This window comes from Algoriphagus halophilus (assembly GCF_900129785.1).
GTDB lineage: Bacteria > Bacteroidota > Bacteroidia > Cytophagales > Cyclobacteriaceae > Algoriphagus > Algoriphagus halophilus.
Map to the genome: position 1 here is coordinate 1 of NZ_FSRC01000004.1, position 14,328 is coordinate 14,328.

Sequence of the window (14,328 nt, forward strand, 5' to 3'; positions counted from 1 at the left end):
CTGCGATGCACCAGCTGAACAGAAGGACAGAGCTGAGGATCGGAAAGTCCCAGTTCACCTACTCAGGTAGACAGAAAAAAGTGGATGTGCTGTAAGCCTAAGCAGAACATAAAAAAATGGGTTCCAGATAGCTGGAGCCCATTTTTTTATAGGGAGAATGTAATAATCAATCCGTTTTGGCCTTCAAGGTAGTCTGATTTGGATTTCCCTCAACTCCAGCTACTAATTTTGGAGTTTCTCCAGGGTAGGTAATGTTGGCCAATACTTTCAAAGCCTCGAATTTTGTGGATTCAAAAGCCGCTTTATTAGCCGCTAATATTGGTTCGGAAGGTGGTATTTTTTCTCTTAGCCAATCCACTTGCTTTCCATTTTTCCAGAACCTAAAACATAAATGTGGGCCTGTAGCAAGTCCTGTACTGCCTACATATCCGATTACTTGACCTTGTTTAATTCGAGTGCCTGGTTTCACACCATTAGCAATCTTCGACATATGAAGGTATTGCGTAGTATACGTTCCGTTATGTTTGATCTTTACATAATTACCATTGGCAGAGGTATAGGTAGCATGGGTAACTACGCCATCTCCTACCGAACGAATTTCTGTGCCCCTACTAGCTGCATAATCAGTTCCTAAATGTGCTTTGTATCTTTTTTGTACAGGATGGAATCTTCTCAGGTTATATCGAGAACTGATTCTAGTGTATTTTACAGGATCCCGGAGGAATGCTTTCTTCAAGCTGTTTCCTTCTTGATCAAAGAAATTCATTTCTCCATTTTGCTCAAAAGGAATTGCGTGAAAAGGTTCTCCCCTGTGCTCCATGTATGCCAATTTGATTTCACCAGCACCAATTACATTTCCATCAATCATTTTGACATCAAAAACCACTTTGAATTTGTCTCCTGGCTGAAGTGCTCCAAAATCCACGGACCAGCCATATAAATCTGCAAATTGATCGACAATGTCGTAGCTAACATCCTGCTTCAACATTTCCACAGCCAAATTACTTCGATCTTCTATTACGCCGGCTATTTCTTTTTCAACAAATTCAACTGGCTTTTCCGCCTTATAAATATCTACCGAATCCAAGTTAAAAACCACGTATTCAGCAGGATTGGGTTCATAAATAAAAAATTGAGCTTGGGCAGAATCGGAAGGGGTAATTACAGTAAATTTTTTGTTGGTAGCGATTCCTCTAACATCAAAGACCTCTTTTGACTTTTTGGCAATTTCATCAATGATTTGATAAGGAACATTAAAAGGAGCCAAAATGGTGGCCAATGTCTGGTTTTTACTGACTGTTCCTTCCACGATATTAAGACCTGTCACATTGATACCATACAAATAGACCTCATTGGAGACCTCCTCTACAGGAACCTCGTCTATAGGTTCTTGCATGGTATTGGATTCAGGTGAATTGCCATACTGCTGGAAAATAGCTGCTGCTCCAAGTGTTAAAGCCACGGATGCGACAACGATCCATCTTTTGTTCATTTAATTTGAAATCTTATGGGATGATTGAATAACCTTAAAGCAAGGAAAAAAGACACTTTATTCCAAGTTTTGAGGGAACTTACTTAAGTTAAAACAAATCCAACTTTAATGCCAACGCTTTGAGAAGGTGAAAAATTTTATCAAGAAATCTGAAAGTTTTTTGGAAGGAATGGAAAAAACGCTCTTCTCAATTAAGGATAATTTAATGATTACAGCGTTTTGAAGTAAAATCTACAAAGTTTTATTCAATATGGTAAGGAATCTCAAAAAGAGGGTGGTGTTCTAGAACTCAATTCTTTATCTTTGACCTCCCAAAAAAACTAATATCATGCTGAGGACGCATACTTGTGGCGAATTACGCCTAGACCATACTGACCAAGAAGTAACACTAGCTGGCTGGGTTCAGCGAGTTCGAAATAAAGGAGGGTTGATCTGGGTTGACTTGAGAGATAGATACGGAATTACCCAATTGATTTTTGAAGAGGAATCTTCTGAAAAGGAGTTGTTGGAAAAAGCTGCCGAATTAGGAAGAGAATTTGTCGTTCAAGCTTCGGGTAAAGTGATCGAAAGAACTTCCAAAAATGATAAAATCCCAACTGGATCCATTGAAATCAAAGTGAGCAAGTTGGAGGTTTTAAATGCCGCAAAAGTTCCCCCTTTTATTATAGAGGATGAGACTGATGGAGGCGAGGAACTTCGAATGAAATATCGATACCTTGATTTGAGAAGAAATGTGGTAAGGGAGAAGCTTCAATTGCGTCACAAAATGATGCAGGAGACCAGAAAATACATGGATGCTCAGCACTTCATGGAAGTGGAAACTCCTGTTTTAATCAAATCTACTCCTGAAGGTGCCCGTGATTTTGTGGTACCAAGCAGAGTGAACCCGGGAGAATTTTATGCACTTCCTCAATCCCCTCAAACCTTTAAGCAATTATTGATGGTGTCTGGTTTTGACAGATACTTCCAAATTGTAAAATGTTTTAGGGATGAAGATTTGAGAGCAGATCGCCAACCTGAATTTACACAGATAGATTGCGAAATGGCCTTTGTGGAGCAGGAAGATATTTTGTCCACTTTCGAAGGTCTTACCAAACATTTGTTTGCAAATGTTAAGGGAGTAGAGCTGGAGGAAGTTCAAAGAATGACTTTTGCAGATGCCATGAAATATTATGGCAATGACAAGCCTGACCTTCGATTTGATATGAAGTTTGTGGAGTTGAATGCCCTGGCTCAAGGAAAAGGATTTGGAATCTTTGATAGTGCTGAACTAGTAGTAGGAATCTGTGCTAAAGGAGCAGCGGAGTATACTAGGAAGCAGCTGGATGCCTTGACAGAATGGGTGAAAAGGCCGCAAATCGGAGCTAAAGGTATGGTTTATGCCAAATTCAATGAAGATGGCACCATCAAGTCCACGGTAGATAAGTTTTATACACAAGAAGATCTTCAAGCTTGGGCCAACGAATTCGGTGCAGAGCCTGGAGATTTGATGTTGATTTTGAGTGGTGATACAGCTACGGTTAGAAAACAACTTTCTGAGCTTCGACTTAAAATGGGCGAAGATCTTGGTCTAAGAGATAGAAATGTGTTCAAGCCACTTTGGGTGGTAGATTTTCCTTTATTAGAATGGGATGAGGAAACGAAGAGATATCATGCCATGCACCATCCATTTACCTCTCCTAAAACGGAGGATATTCCTTTGTTAGATTCCGATCCTGGAGCTGTTCGTGCCAATGCCTATGATTTGGTAATTAATGGAGTGGAAATCGGAGGAGGATCAATTCGTATCCATGATAGGGCTACACAGCAATTGATGTTCAAACATCTAGGATTCACGGAAGAAGAAGCACAAAAGCAATTTGGTTTCTTAATGGAGGCATTTGAGTATGGAGCGCCACCTCATGGAGGAATCGCCTTTGGATTTGACCGTCTTTGTGCAATTTTCGGAGGTTCTGACTCCATTAGAGATTACATCGCCTTCCCGAAAAACAATTCTGGTAGGGATGTGATGATTGATTCACCAAGTACCATTGCAGACGAGCAACTCAAAGAGCTCTCCATTTTGGTCAATCTAAAAAAATAGGGAAAGAGGCTTCGGCCTCTTTTTTTGTTTACGGTATAATTTTTTAGCGATCGGGTAGGATACCTAAGCGGAAGGGGATTATTTAGTATTTTCAAAAGAACCACCCTTTCAATGATTGCTATAAGTTTTTTACAAAGATACTTTTTGAGTATCCTTTTTTTAGTAGGGATCTCCCAATTTTCAAATGCCCAAAGGGCAGATTTAACTCTAAAATTTGATCAGCCTGCGATCAATTTTCTAGAATCTTTGCCAATTGGTAATGGACACCTAGGAGGAATGATCTTTGGTAACCCCAACCGGGATCGAATAGTATTGAATGAGAAAACACTTTGGTCAGGAGGTGTACAGGATGCAGATCGGGAAAATGCAAACCAATACCTCAAGCAAATTCAGCAGTTATTGTTGGAAGGAAAGAATCAGGAGGCTGAAGCATTATTGCAAGAGCATTTTGTCAGTAAAGGAGTTGGTTCTGGGTATGGAAATGGAGCCAATGAACATTATGGTAGCTATCAAACGCTTGGAGACTTATGGATTACCTGGAAAGATACTGCGAGTCTCTTTACAGATTATGAAAGAATTTTGGATTTGGAGAAGGCGATCGCAACTACTCAATGGAACCGAAATGGAGTGAAATTTATACAAGAGGCTTACTCGAGTATTCCAGATGATGTAATGATCATCAAATTGTCTGCTTCTGAAAAAGGTGAATTGAACTTCGATGTGGAGCTTTCTAGAAAAGAAAATGCTTCTTTGTCGAATTTGGGGGAGAATAGCTTACTTCTTAGTGGTCAACTTCCAAACAAGGATCTACCTGGGATGAAATATGCTGCTTTACTTCAAGTGATTCCAATCAATGGGACAATTTCGAATGGAGAAGGTAAATTACACGTGAAGGATTCAGAGATATGTTACTTGATTATTTCCTCAGCGACAGACTATAATATAGACCATCCAGAAATACCATTGGGAGATCCAGTTCAAAAGGCTCAAGAGATAGTAGCTGCATTGGATTTGAAGGAAGCTCAAGAAAGGCATGTAGAAGCCTTTCAATCGTTTTTCAATAGGAACAGCTTTAAACTCAATAAAGAAAATCCAGAAGTTCAACAATTAACTACCCCGGAAAGACTACTTCGATTTGCTGAAGGGAAAGAGGATGCTCAGCTTCCGGTGCTCTATTATAATTTTGGGAAGTATTTATTGATTTCATCTTCACAGCCTGGTCAACTCCCGGCTAATTTACAAGGAATTTGGGCTACTGAATACCAGGCGCCTTGGAATGGAGACTATCACTTGGATATCAATATTCAAATGAATTATTGGTTGGCAGAGCCGATGGGTTTAGGGGATTTAGCAGAACCCATGAGAAATTTCACTTCCAATTTAGTTCGAAATGGAGAAAAAACAGCCAAAGCCTATTATGATGCCGAAGGTTGGGTTGCTCACGTAATTAGTAACCCATGGTATTTCACTTCTCCAGGAGAAGGAGCCAATTGGGGTTCCACAATGACTGGAGGTGCTTGGATGACCGAACATATTTGGGAGCATTTTAGATACACCAGAGATACAGCATTTTTGGAGGAATATTATCCGGTTTTAAAAGGAGCTGCACAGTTTTTGGCATCGGTATTAATTGAGGAACCCGAGCATCGCTATTTGGTTACAGCACCATCTAATTCTCCAGAAAACACTTACCTAAAACCGAATGGTTACAAAGGTCATACTGTCATGGGGCCTACCATGGATATGCAGATCACCAGAGAGGTTTTTGGGAATACGATTGCTGCTGCAACTATTTTAGGGATTGATGAGACATTTGCCAATCAATTGAAGGATAAAAAGAAACGATTAGCTCCTAACCAAGTAGGAAAGAATGGGGATTTAAATGAATGGTTGCAAGATTGGGAAGATGCGGATCCAAATCATCGACATGTTTCGCATTTGTATGGGCTACACCCCTATGATGAAATCACCCGATGGGACACACCAAAGTTGGCAGCTGCTGCTAAAGAAACATTAATCCAGCGTGGAGATGGGGGAACGGGTTGGAGCAGAGCCTGGAAAATCAATTTTTGGGCAAGATTAGGAGATGGAGATCATGCTCTTTTATTATTGAAAAAATTACTGCAGCCTGCAGGAGGAGATGGGACCAAAATCGTCATGAGTAATGGTGGAACTTATGCGAATTTATTTTGTGCACATCCACCTTTTCAAATTGACGGTAATTTTGGTGGAGCTGCCGGAATTTCAGAAATGCTTCTACAAAGTCATGGCAAAGATGAGGTGATTCGTTTATTGCCTGCCCTTCCCACTGACCAATCCTGGGAAAAGGGTTCTGTAAAAGGGATGAGAGCCCGAGGTGGATTTAGCGTAGATTTTGAATGGGATTTTGGAAAAATATCCAAGGCCACCATTTTATCAGAAGTAGGAGGAGAATGCAAAATTTTACTTCCTGGAGGAGGTAATTTAGTAAATGAGAATGGGCAAGAATTAGTTAGAAATTCAGATAATAAGCCAAGGGTAGTTAGTTTCAATACGGAAAAAGGTGCTGCCTACCTAGTGAATATAAAATAAGGATACTTTAGCTAAAGAAATCCAATTTATTAAAGAGATAAGTGATTTGGGAGGTGTCTAATAGAAAGGCTATTTATAATTCAGCCAACTTTTAAAACCACAGGATGATGAATTTGCTTTCGAACTAATAAGGATATCTTATATTTAAGAGATAGCCCCAAGTAATCTTTTAGGTCTGTTAGGGGAAAGAACTTATATCTCAATTAGATGGAAGAAATTCAACAGGAAATCCATGTATTTTCTACAAGAGACTTAGCTTGGAAGGCTGCGGGAAAAGCAGTGGAAAAGTGTATAGAAGATCTTCAGGAAACGCAAGAAGAAATCAGGATGATATTTGCTGCGGCCCCTTCCCAAACGGGAATTTTGAACTATCTAGCCGCCTCCTCTAAAATCAAATGGGAAAAAATAGTGGCAATGCATATGGATGAATACATCGGTCTTCCCATTGGTGCTACTCAATTTTTTTCCAAGTATTTAGAGGAGAACTTGTTCTCCAAAGTTCCTTTCAAAGAAGTGCATTTGATACGAACTCATGGAAGTCAAGAGTTGGAGATTAATCGGTATTCAGACTTGTTAATGAAAGCCCCTATTGACATTGTTTGCTTGGGAATAGGTGAGAATGGACATATTGCCTTTAATGATCCTCCCGTGGCAAATTTTAAGGATTCTGTATTAATCAAAAAAGTACAGTTGGACCAGGCATGTAGAGCCCAACAAGTGCATGATGGGTGCTTTGAAAGTTTAGATGATGTTCCTAAAACAGCACTTACTTTGACGATTCCAGCCTTGATGTCCGGAGATAATTTATTTTGTGTGGTCTTGGGTGAAAATAAAAGCGAAGCAGTGAAAAATACATTGACCGGACCACTTTCTGAAGCTTGTCCTGCCACTATCTTGAGGACGCACCCTCAATGCAAATTTTACTTCGATGCTGCTGCCGTAAGCAAACTTCCACATGCTCCCCTCAACACCAATTGATTCATGGAATTACTGGATTGGATTATTCTTGCTCTGTATTTTCTGATGCTTTTATCCATTGGGATATGGGCTTATTTTAAAGTGAACAATTCGGCTGATTTTTTTACCGCAGGAGGAAAATTGCCTTGGTGGTTATCGGGTATTTCCCACCATGTTTCAGGTTATAGTGGAGCAGTTTTTGTTGCCTATGCAGGCATAGCCTATACCCATGGATTTACAATTTATGTATGGTGGGCCTTTACGGTAGGGATTTCAGTTTTGGTTGCAGCGTTTTATATCGCACCTCGTTGGTCACGACTCAGAATTCTTTCGGGAATCCAATCCCCAACAGAGTACCTTTTAGTAAGATACAATTTACCTACGCAACAATTAATTGCCTGGGTTGGGACTTTGATCAAAGTATTTGACACTGGAGGGAAATTGGCAGCCATAGCCATCTTATTAAATGTATTCTCTGGTGCTTCCATCACTTTTGGAGTGCTCTTGGTAGGGTTTGTATCTCTGATTTATATTACGATTGGTGGGCTTTGGGCAGATGTTTGGAATGATTTGGGACAATTTGTAATCCAAGTATTGGCTGGGCTGACCATGTTCGTCATGATCCTTATTCAATTGGGTGATGGAATAGAAGGGATAGTTACATTATGGGATAGGCTACCTCAAGAAAATGCGCAGTTTTTCCATGATCCCTATACCTTGGGTTTTGCATTAGTGATGTTAGTCATCAATTTTTTCAGTTATAGCGGAGGAACCTGGAACTTAGCGACCAGATTCATTTCTACTTCCTCGGGAGCGGTTGCGAAAAAGGCGGCAATTTTATCCTCCTTTTTGTATTTCATATGGCCTTTGATATTGTTCTATCCTATGTTTGCTGCTCCAATATTTTTTGAAAATCTTGCAGATCCCACTCTTTCTTATGGGAAATTGGTCCTAGAATTTTTACCAGTTGGGCTAGTAGGGTTGATTTTGGCGTCCCTCTTTGCAAATACACTTTCTATGACTGCATCGGATTCCAATACTATTTCAGCAGTCATCAGTAGAGATATCCTTCCAATATTATTTCCTCGATTAAAACATTTATCCAAAAAGAACGGATTGAAATTGGCCAGAATTACGACCTTTTGTTTTACCCTGTTGACCATTCTTACTGCACTGAATTCATCTCATTTTGGAGGAGTTATCGGTTTGATTATTTCTTGGTTTGCAGCCTTATTGGGACCAATTGCTATTCCTATGATATTAGGATTATTGCCTGCATTTAAACGAAGTGATGGAAAAATTGCAGTGATTTCTATTCTGGGAGGATTGTTGACATTTGTACTTCTCAAATTGTTTCCCATGGATTCCTTGGCAATTACAATTGGCGCACCTACCATCGTTTCGTTTTTACTATTTACCCTAGCTGGTTGGCTTAGTAAGAAGGAACCATCCTTAGAGGTTGAACAACTTTTAAAAAATCTGAGCGCGAAAGAATAGAAATAATCATATGGAATACAGCTTAGAAGGGATTCATTTTCAAACTGGGAAGCCAATCCAAGTGATCATAATGGATGGAATCATCCAAGAAATCATGGAATTGGAATCATCAAAATCAAAAAATCTGATTGCCCCCGGTTTTGTTGACTTACAGGTAAATGGTTTTCAGGGGATAGATTTTAATGATTCAAATCTAAAGGAGCAAGATGTTCTAAAGGTAACTAGAGCAATGTTTGAAAGTGGGGTAACTACTTATTTCCCTACCGTTATCACCAATAGCGATGATTCTATTCGAAAATCCTTAAAAATCATTTCTTTGGCTTGTGCTTCCAATGGACTGATTCAAAGTACTGTCCAAGGAATTCATTTGGAAGGTCCTTTTCTCTCCAAAGAAGAGGGGCCGAGAGGAGCTCACCCTTTAAAATATATTCAGGCTCCAAACTGGAAAATGTTCAGTGCTTGGCAAGAAGCAGCAGAAGGAAGAATCAGACTGATTACGATATCTCCTGAATGGGAAGGGGCAGTTGGATTCATTGAGAAATGCATTGAATCTGGAGTAAAAGTAGCGATTGGACATACAGCTGCGAATACTTCCCAGATTGAAGCTGCGATAGAGGCTGGAGCAACTTTGTCAACCCACCTTGGAAATGCAGCTCATCTTATGCTGCCGAGACATCCCAACTATCTATGGGACCAACTGGCTTCTGAAAAACTTTGGACGAGTTTGATTGCTGATGGATTTCATCTTCCTGATGCTGTCCTCAAAGTTTTTATGAAAGTGAAACCAAAAACCACTTTCCTTATCAGCGATTCCACACGTTTTGCTGGGCTTTCTCCCGGAAATTATCAAAGTCCAATTGGAGGAGATGTGGTGTTGAGCAAAAATGGAAGACTGTATATGGAAAAGAATCTTGGGTTATTGGCTGGGTCGGCTTCTTCTTTACTTCAATGCATTAACTACTTGGTAGATCGTCAACTAACTTCTAGACCAGAAGCAATAGAAATGGCTTCGGTAAGACCCTTACAATTTTTGGATACGGGTTATTCTGGTGGATTGAGAAGTGGAAGTAAAGCTGATTTGTTAGTATTAAATATCAATGGGAAGGATTTGGAAATCCTGCAGACGATAAAAACGGGGGAAGTTGTTTATACAAAGTAGTTGGTGAATGATTGGGTTTTAATACGAATAATTCTTTTTCAACTCTCTCAAAATATCTTCCAATCCATTCAGCCTGATTTCATACAAGGTATGTAGCCACATACCCAGTTTGCCTTCGGGGAATCCTTGTCCATGCATCCAGACTAAATAATGCTCTGGAATATCGCATAAAAGCCTCCCTTTATATTTGCCAAAAGGCATTTTTTTGGTGACAAGATCAATGAGGATTTGCTTATCCATTAGAAGTAGGTGTTGAATAAATCATTGGGGTTGAATAATGAAGCTTCGAATTCCCATAATTATTAATAGTTGACCTACCGCATAGGTGCCCATCACTAGGATTCCTGCTTCAGGAAACTCTAGGTAAAACCGATTAATGGCAAGGATTCCGTCTGAAATAAAAAATAAAGTTGCTCCAACCATTACCTGCCAAAAGCTAGGGGCATGCACTTTCCCATATCGTTCTCTAGCCATGGTAACCATGGAAATAATTGCAATCACATAGATGATCACAGGGATTTTCAATACCCCAAGATTAGGTTGAATCAGGTAATAAACAAATGCTGCAAGGATGTAGAATGGAAGGTTTAATAAAAAAGCCTTGACAAAATTTACATTGCCTATTTCTCCTGGATTTTTTTGAGCCACTTTAAACCCAATGATGTAACAGATATGTGCCATCAAAAAAGAGCCAAGTCCAAAGGCAAATAACTCCGGCCACAATAGGAGAATATCTCCTATCCAAGAGAAAATCAAGGCTCCCATAATTGTTCTGGAAAGCAAAGTTCGGGCTATCGGTTTGGAAATAAGGTAGAAGTAGATGATTAACCCCAATATTATCAGGGGTTTAGAGAAAAGGCGTAAGTCTGACTTATTCTCTAAAATAAAGAAAAGGTCTGCCAGCGTAGCAAACAAAAACAGGTATAACCAAGCAAAATCTTTATTTCTCAATTGGTAGGATATTTTGTGATAATTATCTGATCAAATTTATTTAACTGCAAAAGCAGGTGTTCTCAAAATCTGATTTTGAATTTGTGAAAATTTTAAGGCTCCTCCTTTTCGGTAAGCTTTTCAAAATTGACTCAAATTAATTTTCTATTCAATAAAGAATTGAAAGATTTTTTAGAAATAAGAAAACATTATTCGCTTTTTGATATTAATTTATTGTTAAAATTTGTGAAATTTGGGATGTGAATCTTAACAATTCCTACCCCAAAATACCGCATCTCGATTTTACTTTTGTAGGGAATTAATTAAAACCAACTTATATCAAAACCAATTTATTATGAGGCAAAATTTACTGAGAAATTTGTTGTCATTAATTTTCCTTTTTGTGGGTACAGGTATAGCCTTTTCACAGGGTGTTACCACAGCCAGCATTCAAGGAAATGTAATTGACGAAACTGGTGAGTCCCTTCCGGGGGCAAATATTGTGGCAACGCATGAACCATCAGGGACGCGTTATGGAGCAGTAAGTAATTTAGAAGGAAGATTTGTACTTCCAAATATGAGGGTCGGCGGACCTTATACGGTCGTAGTATCATTTGTAGGATTTGAAGAGCGAACTTTTGATGGGATTGTTCTAGGCCTTGGTGCTACTTACACCTTGAATGTACAACTATCCGATGGAATGGAATTAGATCTAGTAGAAGTGGTAGCAAGTAAAGATGCTATCATGAACTCTGATCGTACGGGTGCTTCTTTGAACTTAAACAATGATAAAATTAATTCATTGCCTACCGTAAACAGAAGTATCAATGATTTCACTCGATTAACACCACAATCGAATGGAACTTCCTTTGCGGGTACTTCAAGCAGGTTCAATAACTATACAATTGATGGCAATATCTATAACAATAACTTCGGTTTAGGTTCTGGCCAATTTGCTGGATCAAACCCAATTTCATTGGATGCTATCGAGGAAGTACAGGTAAACTTGGCTCCATTTGATGTTCGTCAAGCTGGTTTTACAGGAGCTTCTGTAAATGCGATTACCAAATCAGGAACCAATGATTTCTCTGGTTCTGCTTATTATTTCCTAAGAAATGACCAAATGATTGGTGATAAAGTAGGAGATACTCGATTGAATGTAGGAGACTCTAAAAATGAAATTGTAGGATTCAGATTAGGAGGACCAATCCTAAAGAATAAATTATTCTTCTTTGTTTCATATGAAAAAGAGACCGAAGCGGTACCAAGTTTTACAAAAGTTGCTTCAAGACCAGGCTTAGAGCCTGATGGTTTGACAGTTTCTAGAGTACCTGCGTCCCAATTGGATTTTGTAAGAGAGAGCCTTTCTCAAATATATGGCTACGAGGCAGGTCCTTATGAGAATTATTCATTTGCTTCAGAGCAGGAAAGATTTAATGCTCGATTGGATTGGAACATCAATGACAATCACAAAGTATCATTACGATATAACAATTACACAGCATTTACTGATGTACCAACCAACGGAAACTCTGTAAGATACATTTCTACCAGATATAGAAATACTAGCAGAACTGGAATTGAAGCAATGAATTTCAGAAATGCGAATTACACGAATGATAGAAAAGTACAGTCTTGGGTTGCTGAAGTAAACTCCAGAATCGGAGTGAATATGTCCAATCAAATCAATGTTGGATATACCTCAATTACGGATCCAAAAAGAGGGATCCCTGGAGGACAGGATTTTCCATTTATTGAAGTAATGGAGCCAGATGCATCTGGTAACTTACTTTACTACATGTCCATGGGTAATGAGTTATATACCGTGGGTAACTTATTGGAGAATAATATTTTCAATTTCACCGACAATTTCTCCATTTACAAAGGAAACCATACGTATACTTTTGGGGTGAACTTTGAATACATGACGTTCAAAAATGCCTTCAACCCGGTATTTAATGGATTTTATCGATTCAATTCCTATGATGATTTTGTAGCAACTGTTATTGATCGTACGCCAGGTTCCTATCCAGAAGCATTTGCAAAAGGATATGCATTAGACGGTTCAACAACTCCTCCAGTAGATAATACCAAATTTGGTCAAATCGGTTTTTATGTTCAGGATGAATTTCAAGTAACTCCAAACTTGAAATTGACTGGTGGGTTGAGAATTGATTTTCCTTTCTACCCAATTGATATTCCGACCAATGAATTGTTGGATGACTTAAACAAAACCTTTGAAACTCCAGACGGAACGATTACACCAGATGTAAGTCAGTTCCCTAAAGTGAACCCTCTTTGGTCTCCAAGAGTAGGTGTGAACTGGGATGTACATGGTGACCGTACCACACAAGTACGTGGAGGTACAGGTATATTCTCAGGGAGAATTCCTTTTGTATGGTTGTCAAATCAAGTGAATGGTTCCGGTGTGGTAAGAGGTGGACTTGGTTATGAAGGAGAAGATGTAGTAGATGCTTTAGGCCCTAATTACGTGTTCAATCCAGATGTAACTTTTGGGAATCCAGAAAATCCTGGCCAATCGCTTTCCAACGAGCTAAACCTGACCGATAGAAACTTCAAACTTCCTCAAGTATGGAGATCTAACCTTGCAGTGGATCAGGTATTACCATTTGGAATCATTGGAACCCTAGAGTTTATTTATTCTAAAGATGTTTCTACTCCTATTGCATACAATCCAGTGGTAAGAACTCCAGATGGAACATTCTCAGGTCCTGATCAGAGACCTTATTGGGAAGGAAGTAACTATTCCAATGATGATGATTTTAGAAATGTCTTTTATTTAACTAATGCTCAGAGAAAGGCAGACTATTATTCCATTACTGCACAATTACAAAAGCAATTCGATAATGGATTTTCAACGATGGTAGCATATACAAGATCTAGATCTCGTGATTTGGATGCTTCCAGCGGTGCCCAAGCGATCTCACTTTGGCCTGCTACTGTTCAATCAGATAGAAATGATCCAGAATTAAGTTTTGCTGGCTTTGATATTCCTAATAGAGTAATCGCAAACATTGCCTATCAAACAGATAATACCACGATTTCATTATTCTATGAAGGTTCTGACGCTGGTAGATTCTCTTATACTTACTCTGGAAACTTTGGCGATGCCTCAAACCGATTGATGTATATACCAAACAATGCTAGTGAATTGGCGTTCCAGGAATTTACCTTAAATGGAACTACCATTACTGCTGCTGAACAAGCGCAGTTATTGGATGCTTATATTGATCAGGATAAGTATTTAAGTGAGAACAGAGGGTCTATTGCTGAAAGAAATGGAGCTGTCAGACCATTTGTAAATAGATTTGATTTGAGAATCACTGAAGATATCGTGTTATCTAAAGATCAAAAGAATAGACTTCAATTATCTATTGATATTTTGAATATTGGCAATATGTTTAACTCTTCATGGGGAATTCAAAAGTTTGCGTATCAAGATAACTTGCTGAACTATAGAGGTGTTAATAGTGCTGGTCAACCAGAATATCGATTGAACACTATCCCTGGAACTAGTGAGTTCCCTACAGATACATTTAGAAATACTACCTCAATTGGAGATACTTGGAGAATGCAGGTAGGCGTTCGTTATATCTTTAATTAAAAATTGAAAATTTG

At 38.9% G+C, this 14,328-nt stretch carries 9 protein-coding genes; 6 read left to right on the top strand and 3 right to left on the bottom strand.

The genetic code is table 11. From position 1 onward, the window contains the following. Nucleotides 1–166: 166 nt before the first annotated feature. Nucleotides 167–1,492 (bottom strand): peptidoglycan DD-metalloendopeptidase family protein, encoded by a 1,326-nt coding sequence (locus BUR11_RS18990; RefSeq protein WP_074226620.1) that lies wholly within the window; start codon nucleotides 1,490–1,492, stop codon nucleotides 167–169. A 328-nt stretch (nucleotides 1,493–1,820) separates the two neighbouring features. On the opposite strand from BUR11_RS18990, the gene aspS reads away from it, so the two are divergent. The 5 genes from aspS to BUR11_RS19015 all read left to right on the top strand — a co-directional run bounded on the left by aspS (nucleotide 1,821) and on the right by BUR11_RS19015 (nucleotide 9,759). Then, nucleotides 1,821–3,575, top strand: coding sequence for an aspartate--tRNA ligase (gene aspS / locus BUR11_RS18995; protein WP_074226621.1), 1,755 nt, complete (start codon nucleotides 1,821–1,823; stop codon nucleotides 3,573–3,575). 144 nt (nucleotides 3,576–3,719) lie between these two features. Further along, nucleotides 3,720–6,146 (top strand): glycoside hydrolase family 95 protein, encoded by a 2,427-nt coding sequence (locus BUR11_RS19000; protein WP_234982203.1) that lies wholly within the window; start codon nucleotides 3,720–3,722, stop codon nucleotides 6,144–6,146. 207 nt (nucleotides 6,147–6,353) lie between these two features. After that, nucleotides 6,354–7,124, top strand: coding sequence for a 6-phosphogluconolactonase (locus BUR11_RS19005; protein ID WP_074226622.1), 771 nt, complete (start codon nucleotides 6,354–6,356; stop codon nucleotides 7,122–7,124). Between the two features lie 3 nt (nucleotides 7,125–7,127). Beyond that, on the top strand, nucleotides 7,128–8,600 hold the full coding sequence (locus BUR11_RS19010) for a sodium:solute symporter family protein (protein WP_074226623.1): 1,473 nt from the start codon (nucleotides 7,128–7,130) through the stop codon (nucleotides 8,598–8,600). Nucleotides 8,601–8,610: 10 nt separating this feature from the next. Next, nucleotides 8,611–9,759, top strand: coding sequence for an N-acetylglucosamine-6-phosphate deacetylase (locus BUR11_RS19015; RefSeq protein ID WP_074226624.1), 1,149 nt, complete (start codon nucleotides 8,611–8,613; stop codon nucleotides 9,757–9,759). An 18-nt stretch (nucleotides 9,760–9,777) separates the two neighbouring features. Here the strand turns inward: BUR11_RS19015 and BUR11_RS19020 are convergent, their stop codons facing one another. Both BUR11_RS19020 and BUR11_RS19025 read right to left on the bottom strand, forming a co-directional pair. After that, nucleotides 9,778–9,999: a DUF3820 family protein gene (locus BUR11_RS19020; RefSeq protein ID WP_074226625.1), complete on the bottom strand. Its 222-nt coding sequence runs from the start codon at nucleotides 9,997–9,999 to the stop codon at nucleotides 9,778–9,780. Nucleotides 10,000–10,020: 21 nt separating this feature from the next. Continuing rightward, nucleotides 10,021–10,710 carry a lysoplasmalogenase gene (locus tag BUR11_RS19025; RefSeq protein WP_074226626.1) on the bottom strand — a complete coding sequence of 230 codons (690 nt, stop codon included), beginning with the start codon at nucleotides 10,708–10,710 and terminating at the stop codon, nucleotides 10,021–10,023. A 334-nt stretch (nucleotides 10,711–11,044) separates the two neighbouring features. On the opposite strand from BUR11_RS19025, the gene BUR11_RS19030 reads away from it, so the two are divergent. After that, a complete protein-coding gene (locus BUR11_RS19030; RefSeq protein ID WP_074226627.1) occupies nucleotides 11,045–14,314 on the top strand; it encodes a TonB-dependent receptor in 3,270 nt (1,089 codons plus the stop codon). Nucleotides 14,315–14,328 lie beyond the last annotated feature (14 nt).

Coding starts and splice junctions, on each gene's coding strand:
- BUR11_RS18990 (WP_074226620.1), bottom strand. CDS start 1,492: ATGAACAAAAGATGGATCGTTGTCGCATCCGTGGCTTTAACACTTGGA.
- aspS (WP_074226621.1), top strand. CDS start 1,821: ATGCTGAGGACGCATACTTGTGGCGAATTACGCCTAGACCATACTGAC.
- BUR11_RS19005 (WP_074226622.1), top strand. CDS start 6,354: ATGGAAGAAATTCAACAGGAAATCCATGTATTTTCTACAAGAGACTTA.
- BUR11_RS19010 (WP_074226623.1), top strand. CDS start 7,128: ATGGAATTACTGGATTGGATTATTCTTGCTCTGTATTTTCTGATGCTT.
- BUR11_RS19015 (WP_074226624.1), top strand. CDS start 8,611: ATGGAATACAGCTTAGAAGGGATTCATTTTCAAACTGGGAAGCCAATC.
- BUR11_RS19020 (WP_074226625.1), bottom strand. CDS start 9,999: ATGGATAAGCAAATCCTCATTGATCTTGTCACCAAAAAAATGCCTTTT.
- BUR11_RS19030 (WP_074226627.1), top strand. CDS start 11,045: ATGAGGCAAAATTTACTGAGAAATTTGTTGTCATTAATTTTCCTTTTT.